The 23,365-nt window shown below is 40.5% G+C and carries 28 protein-coding genes; 15 read left to right on the top strand and 13 right to left on the bottom strand.

Going from position 1 to position 23,365, the window contains the following annotated elements; all coding sequences use genetic code 11:
- Nucleotides 1–23: 23 nt before the first annotated feature.
- The 6 genes from AAEZ18_RS05545 to zapE all read right to left on the bottom strand — a co-directional run bounded on the left by AAEZ18_RS05545 (nt 24) and on the right by zapE (nt 5,378).
- Entirely contained in the window at nt 24–767 is a 744-nt protein-coding gene (locus AAEZ18_RS05545) for a cytochrome c1 (protein WP_011329176.1), read from the bottom strand.
- The gene (locus tag AAEZ18_RS05540) at nt 764–2,029 is read right to left on the bottom strand and encodes a cytochrome b (protein ID WP_011329177.1); all 1,266 of its coding nucleotides are present in this window, start codon (nt 2,027–2,029) and stop codon (nt 764–766) included. The genes AAEZ18_RS05545 and AAEZ18_RS05540 overlap by 4 nt, the downstream gene beginning before the upstream one ends.
- Nucleotides 2,029–2,619, bottom strand: a complete 591-nt coding sequence (gene petA / locus AAEZ18_RS05535) for a ubiquinol-cytochrome c reductase iron-sulfur subunit (RefSeq protein WP_011329178.1) — start codon at nt 2,617–2,619, stop codon at nt 2,029–2,031. Before petA ends, AAEZ18_RS05540 begins: the two co-directional genes overlap by 1 nt.
- 525 nt (nt 2,620–3,144) lie before the next feature.
- Complete coding sequence (gene rpsI, locus AAEZ18_RS05530) at nt 3,145–3,537, bottom strand: 30S ribosomal protein S9 (RefSeq protein ID WP_086995409.1); 393 nt, start codon at nt 3,535–3,537, stop codon at nt 3,145–3,147.
- Nucleotides 3,538–3,545: 8 nt separating this feature from the next.
- Nucleotides 3,546–3,974 (bottom strand): 50S ribosomal protein L13, encoded by a 429-nt coding sequence (gene rplM / locus AAEZ18_RS05525; protein WP_011329180.1) that lies wholly within the window; start codon nt 3,972–3,974, stop codon nt 3,546–3,548.
- A 315-nt stretch (nt 3,975–4,289) separates the two neighbouring features.
- Nucleotides 4,290–5,378 carry a cell division protein ZapE gene (zapE, locus tag AAEZ18_RS05520; protein WP_011329182.1) on the bottom strand — a complete coding sequence of 363 codons (1,089 nt, stop codon included), beginning with the start codon at nt 5,376–5,378 and terminating at the stop codon, nt 4,290–4,292.
- A 125-nt stretch (nt 5,379–5,503) separates the two neighbouring features.
- Between zapE and AAEZ18_RS05515 the strand changes: the two genes are divergently transcribed.
- The 3 genes from AAEZ18_RS05515 (at nt 5,504) to AAEZ18_RS05505 (ending at nt 8,867) form a co-directional block, all read left to right on the top strand.
- The gene (locus AAEZ18_RS05515; protein WP_350549924.1) at nt 5,504–5,938 is read left to right on the top strand and encodes a Z-ring associated ZapG family protein; all 435 of its coding nucleotides are present in this window, start codon (nt 5,504–5,506) and stop codon (nt 5,936–5,938) included.
- Nucleotides 5,939–6,332: 394 nt separating this feature from the next.
- A complete protein-coding gene (locus AAEZ18_RS05510; RefSeq protein WP_086995406.1) occupies nt 6,333–7,685 on the top strand; it encodes a Do family serine endopeptidase in 1,353 nt (450 codons plus the stop codon).
- A 99-nt stretch (nt 7,686–7,784) separates the two neighbouring features.
- The gene (locus AAEZ18_RS05505) at nt 7,785–8,867 is read left to right on the top strand and encodes a trypsin-like peptidase domain-containing protein (RefSeq protein WP_011329185.1); all 1,083 of its coding nucleotides are present in this window, start codon (nt 7,785–7,787) and stop codon (nt 8,865–8,867) included.
- 67 nt (nt 8,868–8,934) lie between these two features.
- Here AAEZ18_RS05505 and murA read toward each other — a convergent pair whose 3' ends face one another.
- Genes murA through AAEZ18_RS05470 form a run of 7 tightly spaced genes read right to left on the bottom strand, consistent with a single transcriptional unit; the run spans nt 8,935 to nt 13,599 of the window.
- Nucleotides 8,935–10,194 (bottom strand): UDP-N-acetylglucosamine 1-carboxyvinyltransferase, encoded by a 1,260-nt coding sequence (gene murA, locus AAEZ18_RS05500; protein WP_011329186.1) that lies wholly within the window; start codon nt 10,192–10,194, stop codon nt 8,935–8,937.
- A gap of 13 nt (nt 10,195–10,207) precedes the next feature.
- Nucleotides 10,208–10,465 carry a BolA family protein gene (locus AAEZ18_RS05495; protein ID WP_011329187.1) on the bottom strand — a complete coding sequence of 86 codons (258 nt, stop codon included), beginning with the start codon at nt 10,463–10,465 and terminating at the stop codon, nt 10,208–10,210.
- 5 nt (nt 10,466–10,470) lie between these two features.
- On the bottom strand, nt 10,471–10,764 hold the full coding sequence (locus AAEZ18_RS05490) for an STAS domain-containing protein (RefSeq protein ID WP_011329188.1): 294 nt from the start codon (nt 10,762–10,764) through the stop codon (nt 10,471–10,473).
- The gene (locus AAEZ18_RS05485; protein ID WP_011329189.1) at nt 10,757–11,437 is read right to left on the bottom strand and encodes an MlaC/ttg2D family ABC transporter substrate-binding protein; all 681 of its coding nucleotides are present in this window, start codon (nt 11,435–11,437) and stop codon (nt 10,757–10,759) included. Before AAEZ18_RS05485 ends, AAEZ18_RS05490 begins: the two co-directional genes overlap by 8 nt.
- Nucleotides 11,438–11,442: 5 nt before the next feature.
- Nucleotides 11,443–11,991, bottom strand: a complete 549-nt coding sequence (mlaD, locus tag AAEZ18_RS05480) for an outer membrane lipid asymmetry maintenance protein MlaD (protein ID WP_011329190.1) — start codon at nt 11,989–11,991, stop codon at nt 11,443–11,445.
- A gap of 13 nt (nt 11,992–12,004) precedes the next feature.
- The gene (gene mlaE / locus AAEZ18_RS05475) at nt 12,005–12,784 is read right to left on the bottom strand and encodes a lipid asymmetry maintenance ABC transporter permease subunit MlaE (RefSeq protein WP_041454775.1); all 780 of its coding nucleotides are present in this window, start codon (nt 12,782–12,784) and stop codon (nt 12,005–12,007) included.
- Nucleotides 12,784–13,599: an ATP-binding cassette domain-containing protein gene (locus AAEZ18_RS05470; RefSeq protein ID WP_182683953.1), complete on the bottom strand. Its 816-nt coding sequence runs from the start codon at nt 13,597–13,599 to the stop codon at nt 12,784–12,786. The genes mlaE and AAEZ18_RS05470 overlap by 1 nt, the downstream gene beginning before the upstream one ends.
- Before the next feature lie 266 nt (nt 13,600–13,865).
- On the opposite strand from AAEZ18_RS05470, the gene AAEZ18_RS05465 reads away from it, so the two are divergent.
- The 12 genes from AAEZ18_RS05465 (at nt 13,866) to mgtE (ending at nt 23,200) form a co-directional block, all read left to right on the top strand.
- On the top strand, nt 13,866–14,834 hold the full coding sequence (locus AAEZ18_RS05465) for a calcium/sodium antiporter (protein WP_350594662.1): 969 nt from the start codon (nt 13,866–13,868) through the stop codon (nt 14,832–14,834).
- Nucleotides 14,835–14,843: 9 nt separating this feature from the next.
- A complete protein-coding gene (locus AAEZ18_RS05460; protein ID WP_011329194.1) occupies nt 14,844–15,815 on the top strand; it encodes a KpsF/GutQ family sugar-phosphate isomerase in 972 nt (323 codons plus the stop codon).
- Nucleotides 15,816–16,367: a 3-deoxy-manno-octulosonate-8-phosphatase KdsC gene (kdsC, locus tag AAEZ18_RS05455; RefSeq protein ID WP_011329195.1), complete on the top strand. Its 552-nt coding sequence runs from the start codon at nt 15,816–15,818 to the stop codon at nt 16,365–16,367.
- Nucleotides 16,364–16,921 carry an LPS export ABC transporter periplasmic protein LptC gene (gene lptC / locus AAEZ18_RS05450; protein WP_089368740.1) on the top strand — a complete coding sequence of 186 codons (558 nt, stop codon included), beginning with the start codon at nt 16,364–16,366 and terminating at the stop codon, nt 16,919–16,921. Before kdsC ends, lptC begins: the two co-directional genes overlap by 4 nt.
- Nucleotides 16,911–17,456, top strand: coding sequence for a lipopolysaccharide transport periplasmic protein LptA (gene lptA / locus AAEZ18_RS05445; protein ID WP_011329197.1), 546 nt, complete (start codon nt 16,911–16,913; stop codon nt 17,454–17,456). Before lptC ends, lptA begins: the two co-directional genes overlap by 11 nt.
- A complete protein-coding gene (lptB, locus tag AAEZ18_RS05440) occupies nt 17,453–18,178 on the top strand; it encodes an LPS export ABC transporter ATP-binding protein (protein WP_011329198.1) in 726 nt (241 codons plus the stop codon). Before lptA ends, lptB begins: the two co-directional genes overlap by 4 nt.
- 69 nt (nt 18,179–18,247) lie before the next feature.
- Nucleotides 18,248–19,741: an RNA polymerase factor sigma-54 gene (locus AAEZ18_RS05435; RefSeq protein WP_041454568.1), complete on the top strand. Its 1,494-nt coding sequence runs from the start codon at nt 18,248–18,250 to the stop codon at nt 19,739–19,741.
- A gap of 26 nt (nt 19,742–19,767) precedes the next feature.
- Nucleotides 19,768–20,055 (top strand): ribosome hibernation-promoting factor, HPF/YfiA family, encoded by a 288-nt coding sequence (gene hpf, locus AAEZ18_RS05430; protein WP_350594666.1) that lies wholly within the window; start codon nt 19,768–19,770, stop codon nt 20,053–20,055.
- A gap of 4 nt (nt 20,056–20,059) precedes the next feature.
- Nucleotides 20,060–20,512 (top strand): PTS IIA-like nitrogen regulatory protein PtsN, encoded by a 453-nt coding sequence (gene ptsN / locus AAEZ18_RS05425; RefSeq protein WP_041454569.1) that lies wholly within the window; start codon nt 20,060–20,062, stop codon nt 20,510–20,512.
- A gap of 21 nt (nt 20,513–20,533) precedes the next feature.
- Nucleotides 20,534–21,379 (top strand): RNase adapter RapZ, encoded by an 846-nt coding sequence (gene rapZ / locus AAEZ18_RS05420; protein ID WP_011329202.1) that lies wholly within the window; start codon nt 20,534–20,536, stop codon nt 21,377–21,379.
- Between the two features lie 43 nt (nt 21,380–21,422).
- The gene (locus tag AAEZ18_RS05415; RefSeq protein ID WP_011329203.1) at nt 21,423–21,695 is read left to right on the top strand and encodes an HPr family phosphocarrier protein; all 273 of its coding nucleotides are present in this window, start codon (nt 21,423–21,425) and stop codon (nt 21,693–21,695) included.
- Nucleotides 21,696–21,841: 146 nt separating this feature from the next.
- Nucleotides 21,842–23,200 carry a magnesium transporter gene (gene mgtE / locus AAEZ18_RS05410; RefSeq protein ID WP_011329204.1) on the top strand — a complete coding sequence of 453 codons (1,359 nt, stop codon included), beginning with the start codon at nt 21,842–21,844 and terminating at the stop codon, nt 23,198–23,200.
- Nucleotides 23,201–23,365: the final 165 nt, after the last annotated feature.

The raw sequence follows: 23,365 nt of genomic DNA, 5'->3' as shown, positions 1-23,365 counted from the left end.
ATTACCTTTAAACATGTTCAAACTTAATGAACATCTCTCCAGTATTCTTTCTTAAGCATAAATGCCAAGATAAATAGGATGAATAAAAATCCAATTACCTTAATACCTATTGCTTCTGACTCAAGACGTGAAGGTTCACCCACGTACTCAAGGAAGTTGGTTAAATCGCGAGCAGCTTGGTCGTATTCATCTACACTTAATTCACCTGAGCCATCAGTTTCAGTAGCAATAATTCTGGTCACAGTATGACCATTCACTTCTACTTCTTCTGTAATAGCTGTTGGTAAGCCTTGTAGTTCTTGCAGAACATGCGGCATACCTACAGATGGAAACAATGTATTGTTTACGCCAAATGGACGTGACTCATCTTTGTAGAACGATTTTAAATACGTATATATCCAATCAGAACCACGAACACGTGCAACGTTAGTTAAATCTGGTGGCGCAGCACCAAACCACTTTTCAGCATCTTCTTTCGCCATCGCATTGGTAATATGGCTACCTACTTTTGAACCGTCAAAAATTAACTGTTCTGCGCCAATTTCCGTTGGAATACCGATATCACGAAAAGTACGTTCATAACGCTGGTATTGCATTTGATGACAAGCAACACAATAGTTCATGAACAATTTAGCACCGCGTTGCAACGAAGGCTGATCTGTTAGGTCATTACCAGCATCTAATAATGCCACTGAAGGACCTGCAGCCATTGCCGGCAACACATTAATTGATAAAGCAAATAAACCAATAAGTAGCTTTTTCATCATTTCAGTAACCTCTCAGGCAATGGCTTAGTTTTTTCATTCTTACTGTATACAAATAACAGTACGAAGAACATAAAGTAAGTCACAGTACATATCTGCGAAACAATTGTTTTCATGTCAGTTTGTGGTGTTGCACCAACCCAACCTAAAAGAACAAAAGTAACAACAAAGCCTGCAATGTTCCATTTGTGGAAACCACAACGGTAACGAACTGAGCGAACTGAACCACGATCTATCCAAGGTAATAACGCAAGCACTACAATAGATGCACCCATTGCTGCAACACCCATTAACTTATCAGGGATCGCACGTAAGATTGCATAAAATGGCGTAAAGTACCAAACTGGAAAAATATGCTCTGGTGTTTTCAGCGGGTTAGCCGCTTCAAAGTTTGGCGCTTCTAAAAAGAAACCACCCATGGCTGGCATAAAGAACACCACCCAACAGAACAATATTAAGAAACCAACCACACCCACAATATCTTTTACTGTGTAATAAGGGTGGAACGGGATCGCATCAAGAATATCTTTTTTATCAGTATAATATTCATGGAACTTAAACTTAGGTTTATCTTCTTCAGCTACCGTACCTTTTTTACGCTTGTTATCTACGCCTTCAGGGTTATTTGACCCTACTTCATGTAGTGCAACTATGTGTAAAAATACTAAAATCACGATAACTAATGGTAAAGCAATAACATGCAATGCAAAGAAGCGGTTAAGCGTTGCACCCGATATTACGTAATCACCACGGATCCAAAGTGTTAAATCATCACCTATAACCGGAATTGCTCCAAATAGTGAAATGATTACCTGTGCACCCCAAAATGACATTTGCCCCCATGGTAATAAGTACCCCATGAATGCTTCGGCCATTAGCGCTAAGAAAATAAACATACCAAATACCCACAGTAATTCCCGTGGTTTTTGATAAGAGCCGTAGATCATGCCACGGAACATATGTAAATATACAACGATGAAAAACGCTGATGCACCGGTTGAGTGTAAATAACGTAATAACCAGCCATAATCAACATCACGCATGATGTATTCAACTGATGCAAACGCCCCCTCAGCAGAAGGTACATAGTTCATAGTTAACCAAATTCCTGTAAGAATTTGGTTAACTAGTACTAACATAGCTAGTGAGCCAAAGAAGTACCAAAAGTTAAAGTTTTTAGGTGCTGGGTACTGTGCAATATGCATGTTCCAGACACGTGTCAATGGTATACGGTCGTCTAGCCAACCAATAATCTTACCAAACATTAGGCCACTCCTTGTTCTTCGCCCACTAATATAGTGGTTTCATCAAGAAAAGTGTATGGTGGTATTTCTAGGTTTAATGGTGCAGGTACCGATTGGAATACACGGCCAGCCATATCAAACTTAGAACCATGACATGGACAGTAAAAACCGTCGTCAGTCCCTTCCACTTTTTCACCAAAGCCACCTTGTAAAAAGCTAGGTGAACATCCTAAATGAGTACAAATACCTACAGCCAAAAATATTTCTGGACGCAATGAACGGTAATCATTTGTTGATGATTCTAATTGTTGTGGCTCTTGCGAATGCGGGTCACGAAGTTGATCTTCATGTCCTTTCATTTGCTCAAGCATTTTTGGGGTCCGTGATACAACCCATACAGGTTTACCACGCCACTCGACACGTATTAATTGTCCTGGCTCAAGTTTGCTTATGTCTACTTCTACAGGCGCACCCGCAGATTTAGCTCGCTCACTTGGATTCCAAGACGCAATAAAAGGAACAGCAGCCCCAGCCGCACCAACACCACCAACAACAGAGGTAGCTATGGTTAAAAAGCGACGTCGGCCATTGTCTACAGGCGCATTGCTCATCCACTTATCTCCACTATGATTCTCAACACTTGCTATATTGAGAACATCAGTTACAGCAGGTTAATTTTTTTGAATTATAAAATAGAAACGATCATATTTAAATCCTTGTTTAAAACAAGGTTACTCACAGCCCCATGCTCGAATAATCCTGACTTGCTCAAAAAATAGATTAAGTTAGCTCGAGTATGAAGCCGAATGACTATCATATCGCTTCTGTAAAAATAATATACTGACTCAGGTCAACCTCACCAAAACAAGCAGTAACAACTGCATTTGCTAGGGCTAAACCTGCTCACATTATTTGCCAGCCAATTGTAGCAAAAAAATTCACCAATTAACTGATGGATTTAAACTAATTACGATAATTATTTAACTTTTTTAGTATTCACTGAGTGTTTTTTTACTTTTGCTCATTAAACACGCTGAGTTTATCAATTACCTATCGTCAAAGTTACCATTTATTATGTCGCGAAAAACAAAAAACCCAGCATAAGCTGGGTTTTTGAATTCTTGATAACGTAAATATTAACGTTTTGAGAACTGTGGACGCTTACGCGCTTTCTTAAGACCCACTTTCTTACGTTCAACTTTACGTGCATCACGAGTTACGAAACCTGCTTTACGAAGTTGTGGACGTAGTGACTCGTCAAACTCCATAAGTGCACGAGTAATACCGTGACGGATTGCACCAGCTTGACCAGTTGTACCACCACCAGAAACGGTGATGTGAAGATCAAACTTTTCAGTCATATCAACAAGCTCTAGAGCTTGATGAACAACCATACGTGCTGTTTCGCGACCAAAGTACTCTTCTAAAGAGCGCTTGTTGATTACGATGTTACCAGTACCTGGGCGTAAGAACACGCGAGCACTAGAACTTTTACGACGACCTGTACCGTAGTATTGATTTGCCATGATGGTGCTCCTTAAATGTCTAGAACCTGAGGCTGTTGTGCAGCATGGTTATGCTCAGTACCTGTGTAAACTTTAAGTTTACGGTACATAGCGCGGCCTAAAGGACCACGTGGCAACATGCCTTTAACAGCTTTTTCGATGATCATTTCAGGCTTTGCAGCTTGAAGTTTATCAAAAGTAGTAGACTTAAGACCACCTGGAAAACCAGAGTGTGAATAGTACACTTTGTTTTTGAATTTGTTACCAGTTACAGTAACTTTTTCAGCGTTGATAACGATGATATAATCACCAGTATCTACGTGCGGTGTATATTCAACTTTATGCTTACCGCGTAGGCGGAGAGCGATTTCAGTAGCGATGCGACCTAAAGTTTTACCTTCAGCGTCAACTACGTACCAGTCACGTTTTACTGTTTCTGGTTTAGCAACAAACGTTTTCATTTATAAAAATCCAATGTTTTTCAATTAAAACCACAAGTAGTTAATATTAACTACTGCTCTAAGTTTGCTATAACCCCTTCGAGTTTTAGACTTTTGCGCCGCTCACAAGTGGCTAGACTATATGAAGGCATAGAACGCAACGTGGCAGGAGCGGGAGTATATCAGCACTTTTATTGCATTACTACCGGCGGGTTGTTTTTTCCACAAATTTTTTAACTGCTAGGCACTTTATATTAAAAAGACCTTCGCTGTGTATTGGGTTCTAGCATTGAGCCCCTTCCTCAAAAGAATAAATTAGCCCTAAGGCGCTAACTTTTATGCTAAATGCTCTTTCGCTAAATACTCTAGCGACTGCATTTCTTGTAAGCGACTTATGCAGCGTTTAAACTCAAAGCTTAAATTACCTTGAGTATAGAGCTCTGTAATGGGTTTTTCTGCCGAAATTATTAAAGTCACGTGGCGTTCGTAAAATTCATCTACTAATGCAATAAAGCGTCTTGCTGCGTCGTCATTCACTTGCCCAAATTGTTTTACGTTAGACAAAATAACTGTGTTATATAAACGGCTAATTTCCATGTAATCTACTTGGCTACGCGCGGTTTCACATAATTCGCTAAACTCAAACATTACAACACAATCAGATACTTTACGGGTTTTAATCATGCGCCCTTCAATTTCAATGGCGGTATTAGATTTACCCTGTTCGTGTGATAACTTATCAAAGTATTCAAATAGATTTTTATCGGCTTGCTCATCGAGTGGGCTGTGAAATATCTCTGCCTGCTCTAAAGTTCTTAATCTGTAATCTATGCCCGAATCGACATTTACTATTTCTGTATTTGCATTAACAAGCGCAATCGCGGGCAAAAAGCGCGCGCGCTGTAAGCCATTTCGATACAACTCATCGGGAATAATATTCGACGTAGCAACTAACACTATGCCACGAGCAAACAGTGCTTCCATTAAGCCACCGAGTAACATAGCATCGGTAATGTCTTGAACGTAAAATTCATCAAAACAAATTATATCGGTTTCGGCTTTAAAAATATCAGCTACTATTTCTAGTGGGTTTTCTTTTTTATTTAATTTTTTAAGCTCGTCATGTACTCGGTGCATAAAGCGGTGAAAATGCACGCGCATTTTACGCTGCCCCGGTAGTGCTTCATAAAAGGTATCAACTAAATACGTTTTACCACGCCCTACTCCGCCCCAAAAATACAAACCTTTTATAGGTGCAGGCTCTGTTTTATTAAATAGCTTTGCAAAAAAACCGGTAGGTTGCGGTTTTGCTTGAGTTAAATCATCATATAAGCGCTGTAAATGACGTACAGCATTTTCTTGTGCTGCGTCGTATACAAAGTCATCACGCTTGAGGTCTTGCTGGTATGTTTGCCAAGGAGTCATATCTATTTACAGTTAAAACGCAGTTTAATTTACAAAGCATATTAACACGCATCATTAGTCAGGGTATATTAGACTTAGTTTGATTTAAGATATTCGTTAGTTATTTTCCCAAAGAGGTGATATTTATGGGTACATTTACATGGGTCGGTTTAGTTATTATTGTTGCTATAGCCGCATTTTTCATCGGTGCATTTGTCACTAAAAAACAGTTCAAGCATGATGAATTAGAAGAGCAGGTTGAACAAGCAAAAAATACGCTAGAGCAATATCGACAAGATGTAGCTGATCACTTAGCAAATACTGGTAAGTTAGTAACTAAAATGAAAGACAATTACGATCAGTTACTTAGCCATGTTGAAGAAACTAATCAGTTTTTACTAGAGGACAGAAATAAAGCACCTGCTGAACCTTTTTTCTCTAAAGAGATGACTGAGCAGTTACAAGCTTCACTTAAAGAGCGCCGCTCAGATCGCTCTAACGCCGATGCACAGCCGGCTGATTACGTATCGGGTGAGTCTGGTTTGTTTGCTGGCGAAGCAAAATCTTCAACAGCATCTTGATGAACTTTTTTTCAACCCCATAGTCTTTAGATATAACAGCTTTGTTGTTTTAAAGGGCCTGTTTTTCTTTCGAGGTTGAATTTGCAGCAGTATGTTTGATTTTTAGGCAAGGCAGAGCCTGTGCCATGTGGTTATTTCACATAAACAGGCGATAACGCAGCATAAATAACAAACATGCGCTGCCCTTGGGTTCGTCCTAGGGGGAATTTACTCATTGTTGCTCGGTTTTTACTTAGCCCACTAGGTTACAAATCTCGCGCCGCGATTAAACCCCCTCTAGATAGAACAAATTACAATCCTGCAAAGGTCAACAGGCCCTAAATAAACCGAAAAGGGCTGCTTTTAAAGTAGCCCTTTTTGTTTTCGCTTATCCTAAGTGGAGTAAACCCTGACTATGAAAATGAAATTATCACTTATCAGCGCAGCTATTTTGTCTACTAGCCTATTATTGAGCCCGGTTACGTCTTACGCAAAAATGCCGATTGCAGTAAATGGCCAACAATTACCAACACTTGCGCCTATGTTAGAGCAAATAACCCCTGGTGTTGTCAGTATCCAGGTTTCGGGCTCAAAAGAAATACGTCGCCGCGCCGATCCGCTGGAGTTCTTTTTTGGTAACCCACAACCTCGCAGTCAAAAACGTCAATTTAGCGGGTTAGGCTCAGGGGTTATTATTGATGCTAAGAAAGGTTATGTGGTCACTAACAACCATGTGATCCAAGACGCCGAAAAAATGATAGTCACCCTTGAAGACGGCCGAGAGTTTGAGGCAACCAAAATTGGCACTGATAAAGAGTCTGATATCGCCTTATTACAAATAGATGCAGATGATTTAACCGCAGTAAAGCTAGCTAACTCTGATAATTTACGGGTGGGCGACTTTGCTGTTGCCATTGGTAACCCATTTGGTTTAAGCCATACGGTTACATCTGGCATAGTAAGCGCACTTGGTCGCAGTGGCTTAAATATTGAAGGTTACGAAGATTTCATTCAAACCGATGCCGCTATTAACCAAGGTAACTCTGGTGGTGCATTAGTTAATTTAAATGGCGAGCTAATTGGAATTAACACCGCAATTTTAGGCGCATCTGGCGGTAACGTAGGTATTGGCTTTGCTATTCCTTCTAATATGATGAAAAACTTAGTTGATCAAATTATTGAACACGGTGAAGTTCGCCGTGGCTCGCTAGGAATATCAGGTCGCCCTCTCGATGCTGGGCTTGCCAAAGCACAGCAGCTTGACGTAAAACAGGGCGCGTATGTTATGCAAGTAATGGATAACACTGCAGCCAGCAAAGCGGGCATACAAGCAGGCGATGTTATTATTAGCATTAATGGTAGTGATATTAGCGGCTTTCATGAATTACGCAGTAAAATAGCAACCTTAGGCGAAGGCCGAGACGTTAAATTAGGTATTTACCGCGATGGTAAGATAAAAACCGTTAAAGTAACCCTAGATGGCGCATCTGGTATTACCGCAACTGGCGAAGAATTACACCCTGCATTTCAAGGTGCCACATTAGAAAACGTTAAGAAAAATAACGCTAAGGGTATTGAAGTTAGTACGGTAGATCCGCGCTCTCCTGCAGCGCGTGTTGGTCTTGAAGAAGGTGATATTATTGTGCAAGTAAATCGCCAGCGCGTAGAAAGCATAAATGATATGAACCAGATCATTGAAAACATCAAAGGCAACATTGTATTAGGGGTAAAACGCGGTCGTGAGTCTATATTTGTACTCATTCAATAATTTATAACCGTTAAAATGCAATAAAAGTAACAGCGGCACTTGCCGCTGTTATTTTTTTTGGCCATCATAAAGAGATTGCTCACTAACAATAAGAATCTTGTGCTAAAAATCTTAAAATTTATACTCCCTCCTCTATTTGCAGGCCTAGGTATTGCTTTTTTAGTGGTTTTTTTTAGTCCTAATATGCGCACTGCATTGCTGCCTAATGTGCCACTGCCCAGTGCTATGAGTAGCAACCATTTAAGCTTTTCAGATGCGGTTAAGCGTGCGGCTCCTTCGGTAGTCACCGTTTTTTCAGAAAGTATTTCTAAAGAACCACGCTATAAACGACAAAACACCGTACAAGAACTAGGTTCGGGCGTGATCATGTCGCAAGATGGCTATATTCTTACCAATTATCATGTGATTAATAATGCCGACCAAATACTGGTTATATTAACCGATGGCCGACGCTTTTTTGATGTACAGCTTATTGGTTTTGATACTATTACTGACCTTGCGCTCTTAAAAATTAATGCCGATCACTTACCTGTTATTCCTGTTAACGATGACTACTCATCAAGTGTTGGCGACATTGTACTGGCCATTGGTAACCCTTTAAATTTAGGGCAAACCATTACCCAAGGCATTATTAGCGCCACCGGCAAACAAAAAATCACCGACAGTCCTTATAATAATTTATTGCAAATGGACGCAGCCATTAATGTAGGCAATTCGGGCGGTGCATTAGTTAATTCCAATGGTGATTTAGTCGGTATTACTTCTGCGCAATTTAAAACTCGCGAAAACTTAAACATACAGGGAATATTTTTTGCGGTTCCTTACTCTTTAGTAAAAGAGGTTATGGCAAAACTAATTCGCCATGGCCGAGTGGTTCGTGGCTACTTAGGCTTTGAGGGGACAGCTGTAGATAGCACAGGCAAAGAAGTAAACGACAGCCTAACGCCCGTGGCAGGTATGCGTATTACTAACTTAGACCCACTAGGCCCAGCTTGGCAGGCCGGTATTGAAGAGCAAGATATTGTAATTGAAATAGCAGGACTTTCGGTAGCAAACCCACAAAAAGTGTTAGAAAAAATAGGCAATACCGAACCCGGTAAAGAAATAGAATTTGAGCTGTACCGCAATGGTAAAATAGAAAAAATAATGGTGACGGTTGCAGAGCTTGAAACTAAGCTTTAATAAAAAGGCCGGATAGCAAATTAGCTTATCCGGCCTTTAAAAATACCTTAACTAACTAAATAGTTATTTAACTACTTCTACGTTTAATATTAGCACCTAACGCGCTGAGCTTATCTTCAATGCGCTCATAACCTCTATCAACATGATAAATACGATCAACTATCGTTTCACCTTGCGCCACTATACCGGTTAAAATTAAACTGGCTGATGCACGTAGGTCGGTTGCCATAACTTGGGCACCGCTAAGAGTTTTTGTATCACCACAAATAGCTGTGTTGCCTTCTAAGCGAATATTTGCGCCCATACGTTGTAGCTCAGGTACATGCATAAAGCGGTTTTCAAAAATAGTTTCGGTAATGGTGGCACTACCATTAGCCACTACATTTAATGCGGTAAACTGCGCCTGCATATCGGTAGGAAAACCAGGATGCGGAGCTGTTTTAATATTAACGGCTTTTAATTCTCTGCCGCGCATATCTAAATAAATGCTGTTGTCATGTACTTCTAACAATGCATTGGTTGCACGTAGCTTTTCAATTACCGGCTCAAGTGAATGAAAATCGGTCATCTTACACAGCACTTCGCCACCGGCCATAGCAGCAGCAACTAAAAAAGTACCTGTTTCAATACGATCTGGTAAAATACGGTGCTCACAACCCGCTAAACGCTCAACGCCTTCAATTTCAATACGGTTTGTACCCGCACCCGTAATTTTAGCGCCCATAGCAATTAAGCAATTAGCCAAGTCTGTTATTTCTGGCTCACAAGCTGCATTTTCAAGCACAGTTTTGCCATCGGCTAAGGTCGCGGCCATCAATAGGTTTTCAGTAGCGCCAACGCTAACCATCTCCATAAAGATTTCAGCGCCTTTTAAGCGACCATTTACTTTGGCATTAATATAGCCGTTTTCTACGTTGATTTGTGCGCCCATGCGCTCTAAACCTTGAATATGAATATCCACAGGTCGAGCCCCAATAGCGCAGCCACCAGGGAGTGACACTTGTGCTTCACCAAAACGCGCCACTAAAGGCCCGAGTGTCAGTACCGATGCACGCATTTGCTTAACTAGGTCATACGGAGCAAGTGTTTTATCCACTGTTGCGCCGTCAATCACAAGCGTGTCGCCTTGCCAATTAACACTCGCACCTAAGGTTTTTAATAACGCTTCGGTGGTAACTATGTCACGCAAGCGCGGTACATTAGTAAACGTACTTTTACCATCGGCTAATAATGCGGCAAATAAAATAGGAAGTGCCGCATTTTTAGCGCCAGAGATAGTAACTTCACCCGCAAGCGAAGTGCCACCTTGAATTACAAATTGATCCATGTAGGGGCCTTTTTTATTGCGGTAAAATAAATTTTTGTTCGCGTTTCCACTCTACAGGAGTAAAAGCGCGAATTGATACTGCGTGAATGGTGCCATCTGAAATAGTATTCATTAATGGTCCATAAACTAGCTGTTGCTTTTTCACTCGGCTTAAACCGTCAAAGCATTCGCCAACAGCTATTACTTCATAATGGCTACCATTGGCTTTAACATGTACTTCTGCTAATTGAAGTTCATCGCGTAATAATATTTCGACTTGGCTAGTTTCCATAACTCTCACTCAAATAGGGTTGTAACTTGACCCAATTGCATTAAATTTTGCAATTGTTCAGGTGGATTTTGCAACTCAAGGCGAATGCCTTGTTGCTTGTACTGCGCAAAAGTGTGAATTAACCAAGCTAAGCCTGCTGTGTCAACCCTAGATACGTCACTAAGGTCAAAGTAGCAGATTTTATGCTTGGTTATTGCCTGACTGCCCAGGCCTTTTTCATCGCCAATTGAACTTCGAGTAAGCTCACCACTGACTCGAAAATGTTGCTCATCAACTTGGCTTATCACCAACTTAGTCATTGGTGTCGCTGCCTCTAAACTGTACTGGCAGTTGGCTCTTTTGCTCTAAAAGGTTACTTACGTGGTCAATACCTTGTTGGCGTAACATGCCTTGTAGCTCACTTTGCTTTGCATCTAGTAAGCTAATACCTTCTGCAATCATATCGTAAGCACGCCATTCACCACTTCTATCTTCACGTACTTTAAAGTCAATTTTAATATCGGGTTTACCCGCTTCAATGATCTTGGTTTTTACTACCACCACATCTTTACCTTTAAAAGGTTGTGGTGCGCCAAACTCGACTTGTTGGTTGGTGTATTGGGTAAAAACACCTGCATACGTTGCTACTAGGTACTCTCTAAATACCACAATAAAGCGCTGAATATCTTTAATTGCGCGCGCTTTTTCAGCTTCATCGGTTATTGCACGCACTTTTGATACTTCGCTGCCTAACACTCGCAGTGCCGCATATTTGTAGTCAATGTAGGGCATTAATTCTTCTTCAACAATGACACGTAAATGCTCATTATTTTTAATAATTAATGGCTGATCTTTTGTGATCCGCTCAAAGGTATTATCTGCCACTTGACGTACCATTTTGTTAGGATCTGTTAGCTTAACATCGGCAGCTTTAACTACCTGTGCAAACGTTAGGGTACTAAGCGCTGCAATAACTAAAAACTTTTTCAACATAATAATTACTCACTACCTTGGTTGAATAAAAACTGCCCAATTAACTCTTCTAGCACTAAGGCAGACTTAGTATCGGTAATAGATCCACCGTCACCTAGCGCTTTACTTTCTACGCCAAATAAATCATCAATTGCTTGATCTTGTTCGTTATGTACCACAGTTAAACCTAAACAACGCTGCTCTGCAGATTCTGGTGCAATAACAGGGTTAATCCCTAAGTACTGCTCACCTAAAATGCCTGACGTTAAAATAGAGATTGAGCTAGTGTCTGAAAAACGACATAAATACTGTGCATCAATGGTCATATTAACAACTGGTAAAAATTCTTGCGGATGAACATAAATAGATTCTACCCGGCCAATAACCACACCGCCCACTTTAATGGGTGCACGGGGCTTTAATGAGCCTATGTTTTCAAATTTAGCATTAAGTGTGTATGTGTCACCTGAGCCACTAATACCAGTGTTGGCCACTTTAAGCGCAAGCATAGCAAATGCTAAAATGCCTAATGCGACAAAAAAACCAACTAAAATCTCTAATTTCCGTGAATTCATTATCTATACCCTACTAGTTGGTAAACATTACCGCTGTCAAAAGAAAGTCAAACCCTAACACTGCTAAAGATGAGTGCACCACGGTTTCTGTGGTTGCTTTACTGATCCCCTCAGAAGTTGGTACACAATCATATCCTTTATAAAGGGCGATCCAGGTCACTACAATAGCAAATACAACGCTTTTAATTATGCCATTGAGTATGTCTTGCTGAAACGAAACTTGTGATTGCATAATTGACCAAAAGCTTCCGGTATCAACGCCTAGCCAATCAACGCCGACTAAATGGGCACCAATAATAGCCACTGCCGAAAATATTAATGCTAACAACGGCATACTTATTAAACCAGCCCAAAAACGCGGTGCAATTATACGTTTCAATGGATCAATGGCCATCATTTCGAGTGATGACAATTGCTCGGTTGCTTTCATTAAGCCAATTTCAGCGGTGAGCGCACTGCCCGCCCGCCCAGCAAATAGCAATGCAGTAACCACAGGACCTAATTCTCTGAGCAAACTCAGCGCAACTAAAGGGCCTAAGCTATCCTCTGCACCATAACCAACCAGCACTGTATAGCCTTGCAGCGCTAATACCATGCCAATAAACAACCCCGACACCACAATAATGAGCAACGATTGTGAGCCCACCATATAAAGCTGGCGAATGAGTAAGGGGGTGCCTTTTTTAAAGTTAGGTATGTGCACAAGTGCACCAAATAACATGTTCGCTGAGCGCCCTAGCGCTGCAAAACGACCTAGTGTTTTATGCCCTATTTTTTGCAGAAAATTCAACATCATTTATTCTCTCCAAGCAACTCATCTGCATATGTTTGTGCCGGGAAATGAAATGGCACAGGACCATCCGATAAGCCTTTTAAAAACTGCTGTACCAAAGGAGATTCGTGTTGACGCATTTGTTCTGGCGATCCACTGCCAATAACACCTTGATCGGCAATTATTATAACGTGATCGGCAATGCTCATGACTTCGTTCACATCATGGGTCACAATTAAAGACGATAAACCAAGCACTTCATTAAGTGATTTTATAAGCTTTACCAGTACTCCCATAGAAATAGGGTCTTGGCCTGCAAATGGTTCGTCATACATAATTAATTCAGGGTCAAGTGCTATAGAGCGGGCTAAAGCTGCACGGCGAGCCATACCACCTGACAACTCCGACGGCATTAAATCTTTAGCGCCTCGTAAACCCACAGCTTGTAACTTCATTAATACCACTAAACGAATAAGGTCTTCACTTAGCTTAGTGTGCTCTCGAATCGGAAAAGCTATATTATCGAATACCGACATGTCAGTAAATAATGCACCACTTTGAAAAAGCATACTCATTTTGGTACGCGCTTCATATAGGGCTTTACGTGACATTTTTGGAATGCTACTGCCTTCAAATAAAATATCACCAGAGTCAGGCTTTAGCTGACCGCCAATTAAACGCAACATGGTAGTTTTACCAATGCCGCTTGGCCCCATAATGGCAGTGATTTTACCTTTAGGAACACTAAAACTCATATTTTTATATATGATTCTATCGCCCCTTGAAAAGCAAACATCCTTGACTTCTACTATTGATTGCGACAAGTCGCTCTCCATAACAATATTCACTCGTATTCCTATTTTAAGGCTTTTTCGACCAAGATGGAAAAAACAATTCGTAAGATTTTGTAATGTAATTGCCAAAACAGTTATAAGGCTCGCTCAAACCACCTTAACCTTGGCTTAAACCTTTGCATAGCATACCCTAAATATTTATAAAATAAGTGATTAACCGCTCTCTTCGCCACTGTTTTATTTATACTTTCAGATTGGCTTTTGTTACTATTCGCGCAATATGTATTTTCAATAACTGGTTCAATACAATGGTTACCTCATTTGTTATTTTAATTTTTGGTCTTGCTGGCCTAGTTTGGAGCGCTGACAAGTTCGTTTATGGCGCCGCAGCACTGGCGAAAAACTTTGGTGTGCCTACTTTAATTGTAGGGTTAACCGTTGTTGCAATGGGTTCATCAGCGCCTGAAATGATGGTTTCGGCTTCTGCCGCTTTAGCCGGTAAAACCGATACTGCCATAGGCAATGCCGTTGGCTCAAACATAACCAATATTTTATTAGTACTGGGTATTACCGCTTTATTGCGCCCGTTGTCTGTTTCATCAAGCACCTTAAAACGTGAAATACCTTTGGTATTAATTATTTCGTTAGCTACTTGGTATATTTTTTCAGATAACTATTTTTCATACCCAGAAGCAATTGCCCTACTTATTGGTTTTGTTGTATTTATTTTTGGACTTATTATTATCTCCCTAAGAGCTAAAAATAATAACGATCCATTTGTAAACGAAGCCTGCGATGAAGTACCCGATAACGTTTCCACTAAAAAGGCAGTTTTTTGGCTCATTGTGGGCTTGATATTACTTCCTGTTAGTTCTCACTTTTTAGTTGGCTCAGCTGTCGATATTGCAAAATTCTTTGGCTTAAGTGACTTGGTAATTGGCTTAACTATTATTGCTATTGGCACCAGTTTACCAGAACTGGCAGCGTCTGTTGCAGGTGTGCTTAAAAATGAAGATGACCTAGCACTGGGTAATATTGTGGGCTCAAATATTTTTAATATTTTAGCCGTGTTACCACTTGCCGGTATTATCAATCCATCGATAATCGACCCTTCTATTGCTAATCGTGATGTACTGATTATGATTGCAGCAACCTTGGCACTTATTGTTATGTCATTGAACTTTAGAGGCGCTCAGCGTATCAATAGAGTAGAAGGTGGTTTACTGCTAAGCGCATTTTTGATTTACCAAGGTTACATCTTTAGTCAAATAGGGTAAGAGTTGTCTATGACCAAGCTAAGTTTTATCGAGCAAGGGCTACGTGTTCTTGATATCGAGCGCCAAGCACTTTTTGATATAAAACAATATGTAGATGATAATTTTCATCAGGCATGTCAGCTTATGTATGACTGCAGCGGCCGTATTATAATTATTGGTATGGGTAAGTCTGGGCATATTGGCCATAAAATTGCGGCAACTTTAGCAAGCACTGGTAGCCCTGCTTTTTTTGTGCACCCAGGCGAAGCCAGCCACGGCGATTTGGGCATGATCACTAAAAACGATGTCGTTATGCTTATTTCTAACTCAGGCGAAACCAGTGAAGTACTTAATATTATTCCAGTGTTAAAACGCCTTGGTGCAAAAATTATTTCCATGACAGGAAATACACAATCAACCATGGCCACACTTGCTAACGTGCATGTATGCATTAAAGTAGAAAAAGAAGCCTGCTCATTAGGCTTAGCACCAACAGCCAGTACCACGGCAACACTCGCTATGGGCGATGCAATGGCGGTAGCACTGTTAGAAGCACGCGGATTTACTGCCGATGACTTTGCACTATCGCATCCCGGTGGCAGTTTAGGGAAGCGATTACTGCTCACCTTAAAAGATGTTATGCACAGCGGTGTAAATACGCCTATTATAACTACTTCGCAAACTATTAAAGATGCGCTGATTGAAATGACAGCTAAAGGCTTAGGTATGACCGCCATAGTTGACGATAATCAGCAACTCGCTGGGTTATTTACCGATGGTGATTTACGCCGTATTTTAGAGCAACGCGTTGATATTCATACCACGTCAATAGATGCAGTAATGACTAAATCGTGTACCACGGCAACCCAAGATATGCTTGCTGCGCAAGCGCTTAATATCATGGAACATAAACGCATTAATGGCTTAATTATTATTAATGAGCATAATCAGCCTATTGGGGCACTCAATATGCAAGACCTACTTAAAGCAGGAGTATTATAAATGCAATTTGAAGAACTCTATCAAGCGCTAAGTGATGACGCTAAAGCGCGCGCAAAAAAAGTAAAACTACTTATATGCGACATTGATGGCGTATTTTCTGATGGCCGAATTTATCTTGGCAACCAAGGTGAAGAGCTAAAAGCATTTAATACAAAAGATGGCTTTGGTATTAAAGCACTTATTAACAGCGGCTTTGAAGTAGCGGTTATTACCGGCAGGCACTCGCAAATAGTACAACAACGTATGACCAGCTTAACCGTGCAGCATATTTATCAAGGTCAAGAAAACAAGCTTATTGCCTACCAAGAACTTAAAAACAAGCTTAATTTGAGCGATGAGCAAATTGCTTATATTGGTGATGATGGCCCTGATATGCCTGTTATGGAGTTAGTTGGCTTTGCAGTCGCAGTAAACGACGCGCACCCACTAATTAAACGCTTAGCACATTACACTACGCAAATGCCGGGTGGTTTTGGTGCAGTAAGAGAGCTAACCGACTTACTTATGCTTGAAAACAATAAACCATTAACTAGCCAAGGCACCAGTTCATGAATATAGCGCGCATAGTCTTAAGCGTTTTATTCATCACCTGTATGGTTTGGCTTTGGTACCCTTATTTTACTCAGGTAAATACGGTTGCTAAAGCCGACTCAGAAGTAATAGCTAAACCCGATTACACCGCCATTGAGCTAAAACAAACAGCTTTTGACGAAAACGGTGAAATTAGCCATAAAGTAACTGCGGTTAAAACGGAGCTTTACGAGCAGCTAGGATTTACCTTATTCGAAAAACCTACTTTCATATTGTACGACGACAGACAAAAAACGTGGCGTATCAATGCTGATGAAGCAACACTTTACGATGAAAGACAATTAATTTTAGAGGGTAATGTAACTGCCCAAAACTTAATTGATGGCGCAATGATAGACAAAATTACCGCCGACAATATTCAAGTAGATATAATGCTACTCACTATGCGTAGCGAACAGCCCGTTATTATAACTGGACCGAATTTAAAGATCACCGGTAAAGGCCTTGAAGCCAATTTAACAACCGAGGTGATAAAACTAATTAACCATACGCGAACACTATATTATGACCAATAACCTTGCAAAAATACTTATTATTCCATCGCTTATACTTGTATTTAATAGTAATGCGGCAGAGCAAAGTACTTCCCCATTAGCTAATCAAATTTCTATTAGTGCTGACCGCCAAGAAGGCCAACTAAAAGAAAACGTTGGTATTTTTGAGAAAAACGTCGAGATAATTCACGGTAATCGTCGTATCACCGCCGATCGTTTAGAAGTACATAAGCGCGACGAACTTGGCGATAATAAACAACTATTAATTGCCACGGGCAGCCCTGCATATTTTGAAGAAAAGCAAGCAGATGGTACTGTCATGAGCGCCAGCGCTAACGAAGTACGTTACGATGTAGCGAAACGTTTTTTAACCCTGGTAGGAGATGCAAACATTTCTCAAGCTGGGCAAAAAATTACGGCTAAAAGCATCACCTATGATATAGAGCAACAGCTTATAAGTGCTGAAAAAGATGAAAACTCAACTGATCGGGTACACACTATTTTAGTGCCTGTAGACGTAAAAAAAGAACAAAAACTCAATAAAGGTCAGCCATGAGTACATTAAAAGCAGAGCTATTAGCAAAAAGCTATAAAGGCCGTGAAGTTGTTAAAAATGTAGGACTTGAAGTAAAAGCTGGCAGCATTGTTGGTTTACTTGGCCCAAATGGCGCAGGTAAAACCACTACCTTTTACATGATTGTAGGCTTAGTACCTAGCGACAAAGGTAAAATATTAATTGATGATAACGATATTACCTTACTTCCTATGCACAGCCGTGCTCGTTTAGGCATTGGTTATTTACCACAAGAATCTTCTATTTTTAGAAAGCTCACTGTGTATCAAAATTTAATGGCTATTTTAGAAACGCGTAAGCAACTAAATAAACAAGCCAGGGAAGAAACCCTAAATAGTTTATTGGACGAATTTAGCCTGCAACATATTCGCGACAGCTTAGGTATGGCGCTATCTGGTGGTGAACGTCGCCGCGTAGAAATAGCACGTGCTTTAGCTGCAGATCCTAAATTTATATTGCTTGATGAGCCCTTTGCTGGCGTGGATCCTATTTCAGTACTCGATATTAAAAAAATTATAGAACACCTTAAAAATCGTGGTATTGGCGTACTAATTACCGACCACAATGTAAGGGAAACCCTTGATGTTTGTGAAAAAGCCTACATTGTTTCTCATGGGGAGCTAATTGCATCTGGTACTCCTGAATTTGTATTAAACGATAAAACAGTACGTGATGTTTATTTAGGCGAGCAGTTCAAACTGTAATATTTATGTTATTACTATAAGCATCTGCTAAGATTAATCATATCAATTTATAAGGATTGTTAGAGATAAATGAGGCAATCATTACAGCTGCGCATGGGCCAGCAACTTACAATGACTCCGCAACTGCAACAGGCTATTCGCTTATTGCAGCTTAGTACCTTGGATCTCCAGCAAGAAATACAAGAAGCACTTGATAGCAACCCATTACTTGAAGTTGATGAACAAGATTACACGGAAGAATCAGCAGGTAAAAACGAGCAAAAAGCAGATGACATTACTGTTAGCGCCTCTGCTGACGACACCCCAAGCGAGTATGAGCAAGATAGCGGTGAAGCACTAAATAAAGACACCATAAGCGACGACATGGCCATGGATGTATCATGGGATGAATATATGAGCGCAGCGCCTGCCTCTTCATCAGGGCCAATGCCTGAAGATGAATCTATTTATCAAGGTGCATCAACCGAAACCCTGCATGAATACTTAATGTGGCAATTACAGCTCACCCCTTTTAGCCCTACCGACGAAGCTATTGCCATAGCTATCGTTGAAGCCGTAGATGACTCTGGTATTTTAACCCTCAGTTGCGAAGACCTTTTAGCAAGCTTTAACCAAGAAACTGACGACGAACACGAAGTAGAACTAGATGAAATAGAAGCAGTGCTAAAGCGCATTCAATTATTTGATCCTGTTGGTATTGCAGCTCGCAGCTTGCAAGAATGCTTATGCATTCAATTAAATCAATTTGATAAAGACACCCCTTATATTAACGAAACAAAAATGGTGTTAACTGATCATATCGATTTACTCGCTGCTCGCGACTATCGTACGTTAATGAAAAAAACTAAGCTCAAAGAAGAAGAGCTTAAAGAAATAATGACACTTATTCATACGCTTAACCCTAAGCCTGCGGATACTATTGTCAGAGAAGAGTCTGAATACGTTATACCTGACGTGTCTGTTAAAAAAATAAAAGGCCGCTGGGTGGTAGAGCTAAACCCAGATAGCATGCCAAAAATACGTGTTAACAGCCAATATGCGGCTATGTCTCGTACAGTAAAATCCAGCGGTGACAGCCAATTTATTCGCTCGCACTTACAAGAAGCTAAATGGTTTATTAAAAGCCTAGAAAGTAGAAACGAAACACTCCTGAAAGTAACTAATTGTATTGTTAAGCAGCAACAAGCGTTTTTTGAACATGGCCCAGAAGCCATGAAACCTATGGTATTAAACGATGTTGCCGAAATAGTTGAAATGCACGAGTCGACTATTTCACGGGTCACTACGCAAAAATATATGCACACTCCACGTGGCATTTTTGAGCTTAAGTACTTTTTTTCAAGCCATGTAAGCACCGAAAATGGTGGCGAATGTTCATCAACTGCCATACGTGCCCTGATTAAAAAGTTGATAGCTGCAGAAAACTTAGCCAAACCATTGAGTGATAGCAAGATTGCAGATATATTGGCTGAGCAAGGAATTAAAGTAGCTAGACGGACAATTGCAAAATATCGCGAATCTCTGGCTATTCCCCCGTCGAATCAACGTAAAAGCTTGATTTAAGACGTACAACAAAGAGGAAAATGCTGATGCAACTAAACTTAACTGGTCGTCATGTAGACATTACAGACTCATTAAGAGACTATGTAAATAATAAATTTGCAAAGCTGCAAAGACACTCAGATCACATAACTAATGTGCATGTTATTCTCGATGTAGAAAAATTAAGTCAAAAAGTTGAAGCAACAATTTTTGTAAGTGGCGCTGAGCTATTTGCATCGACCGAACACCAAGATATGTACGCTGCCATTGACTCGTTGATTGACAAACTCGATCGTCAAGTAATTAAACACAAAGAGAAGTTTGCTCGACACTAACACTATGAAATTAAGCTCACTTATATGCCAGGACTGCAGCAAAGCTGTGGTCCTTTTTAATAGTAAAAAAAGAATTTTAGAATTCATCAGTGAACTCGCGCATAAAAAAATGCCGTATTTACCTCAGCAAGATATTCTCACTGCTTTATTGGCAAGAGAAAAGCTAGGTAGTACCGGTATTGGCCGAGGAATAGCAATTCCACATGGCCGTATGAGCGGGGCACAAGAGCCTCTTGCCTTAATTTTAATAAGCGAAACCGCTATTAATTTTGATGCAATTGATAATCGTCCAGTTGATATTTTTGTTGCGCTTATAGTGCCCGATGGCGATAACCAGCAGCACTTGAAAACACTAGCCACAATAGCTGATAAACTAAACGATAAAGAGTTTTGTAAGCAATTGCGTGCGGCAAAGTCTGATGAAGCGTTATACCAAGTTATTTTGGATCAATCCTAGTTACTAATAAAGGGGTGGTAAATGGAATTAATTATTATAAGTGGCCGATCAGGTTCTGGTAAGTCAGTTGCTTTACGTGTTGTAGAAGATTTAGGTTACTATTGTGTAGATAATATTCCGGTAAATTTGCTGCCTTCATTAGTGCGCAGTGTCTCTGATAACTACGATAAAATAGCCGTTAGTATAGACGTGCGTAACCTGCCTAAAGACCAGCAGCAGTTTAACGATATTCTTGAGTACTTACCCGACTTTGCTAAACCAACGTTATTTTATTTAGATAGCGACGATCAAACATTAATCCGCCGTTATTCAGAAACACGTCGTTTGCACCCGCTTTCGATTGATTCGCTACCGCTAGATTTAGCAATAAAAAAAGAAAAAGAATTACTCGATGTACTCGTAACGCGGGCTGATCATGTCATTGATACAACCGATTTAAGTGTGCATCAACTTGCTGAATCTATGCGTGAAACCATACTCGGTAAAAAAGACAAACAGCTTATCATTACCTTTGAGTCGTTTGGCTTTAAGCATGGTATTCCCAAAGGTGCTGATTATGTTTTTGATGCGCGTTTTTTACCAAACCCACACTGGGAACCGGAGCTCAAGCCTTTAACTGGATTAGATCAACCTGTAAAAGATTATTTAGCTAGTCATAGTATTGTGCAAAAATTCACTTGGCAAATTCAAACCTTTGTACAAACGTGGTTACCACACCTAGAGCGTAATAATCGCAGTTATTTAACCATTGCTATTGGCTGTACTGGTGGTCAGCACCGCTCAGTTTATTTAGCGCAAACAATTGGTGAAAGCTTTGCTATGTCTCACCCTAATGTAAAAATTCGCCATCGCGAGCAAGAAAAATAATTCAATTTAAATAATCATCTGTTCAGCTTAAGTAGAGTATCTTATGCGCTTAGAAAATACATTTTTAATAAAAAACAAGCTAGGCCTGCATGCTAGAGCTGCTACCGTATTAGCACAATTAGCGGTACAATTTGACGCATCTATTACCTTATTTCAAGATGAAAAAGAAGCCGCTGGCGATAGCGTACTGGCTTTAATGTTACTAGAAAGCAGCCAAGGTAAAGAAGTAAAAGTAGTGTGCGAAGGACCCGATGCAGAGCATGCTTTACATGCCGTTGGCCAATTAATAGCGCAGCGCTTTAACGAACAAGAATAGTAGGCACTTTATTTAAACCAAGTAAACGAGCTAAAATATAGGGTTAGTGAAACCTTAAGCTAGTTTGGCTAAAAAAGTAAGATAAACTGAACGAAGTTAATGACTAACTTCTTCCCTAACGTTATAAAAATAAATTAAGGACGCCAATGCCCGAAACTTTCGAACAAGACTATCCACTACAACAATTACAACAAGTGACCAAGTCACTCAATAGTGGTCAGTTTGTTCAAGTTAGGCGCATGCTGGCAAAAACAGCTCCTTGTGATACCGCACTTTTACTAGAATCATCACCACATAAAGTTCGTCGCCTGCTCTGGCAATTAGTTGATCCAGATGTACAAGGTGATGTCCTTGAAGAACTCTCTGAAGATGTACGTTTAGGCATTATTGCCCAAATGGAACCTAAGCACATTGCTGCTGCCACTGAAGACATGGGCCACGATGACTTAGGTGAAGTACTGCGAAGCCTGCCTGACACGGTTTATAAAGACGTGGTTAGCGCCATGGACATTCAAGATAGAGAACGTGCTACGCAAGCACTCTCCTATCAGGAACGCTCTGCTGGCGCGCTGATGAACACAGATACAGTAACCATTCGCCCTGATGTAACCCTAGATGTGGTACTGCGTTACATTCGTCTGCGCGGCGAACTCCCTGAGGGTACCGACGACCTTTACGTTGTCGATAAGCATAACTGTTTTTTAGGCGCTTTATCGTTAAGTACCTTACTAACCAATTCGCCCGAAAAAATTGTTCACGACCTGATGGATGAAGACTGTGAGTCTATTCCTATTTCGATGGATGAAAGCGAAGTGGCGCAGTTATTTGAACGTCATAACTGGATATCAGCCCCAGTAGTTGACGACAACGCCCAGCTACTTGGCCGTGTTACTATCGATGACATTGTTGATGTAATTCGTGAAGACGCAGAGCATCACTTATTAGGTTTAGCGGGTCTTGATGATGAAGAAGATACCTTCGCACCGGTTTTAAAAAGCTCAAAAAAACGCTCTGTTTGGCTAGGTGTTAACTTATTAACGGCTCTGGCAGCCGCTTTTGTTGCCAGCTTTTTTGAAGGCACTTTAGCAATACTGCCTATTTTAGCCGTGCTTAACGGCATTGTCCCCTCAATGGGTGGGGTGGCCGGTAGCCAGTCATTAACCTTGGTTATTCGTGGTATAGCAGTGGGTCATATTAACCAAACTAACCAACGTTTTGTAATGATAAAAGAGCTAGCCATTGGTGCATTAAACGGTATTTTATGGGCTGTTTTAATTGCCAGTGTTATAGCCCTATGGCAATGGGACTTAATGCTTGGCGCGGTACTGGCGTTTGCAATGTTTATGAACTTAGTTGTTGCGGGTGTGGCGGGTGCGTGTATTCCTATAATACTTAAACGTATGAAAATAGACCCTGCACTTGCTGGCAGTGTAATACTCACTACAGTAACCGATATAGTAGGTATATTTGCCTTTTTAGGCACCGCAACTTGGTTGCTGGTTTAATAAATAAACCAGCGCACATTACTGTGTAAATACGCGCTGGTTAAAAGTAACTTTTACGCAATATAATTTAACCAGCGTTCAGGTTATCTAGGGCGTGTTGATCTTTGTGGTATGAAAAACAAACAGCATGAAGATAAGGTATAATTGAATTCGCCAGAAAACTTT

Source organism: Pseudoalteromonas sp. 19-MNA-CIBAN-0066 (assembly GCF_040308705.1).
Lineage (GTDB): Bacteria > Pseudomonadota > Gammaproteobacteria > Enterobacterales > Alteromonadaceae > Pseudoalteromonas > Pseudoalteromonas nigrifaciens.
Note: the sequence above shows the minus strand (reverse complement) of the source record. Positions and strands in the feature narration are given on the sequence as shown.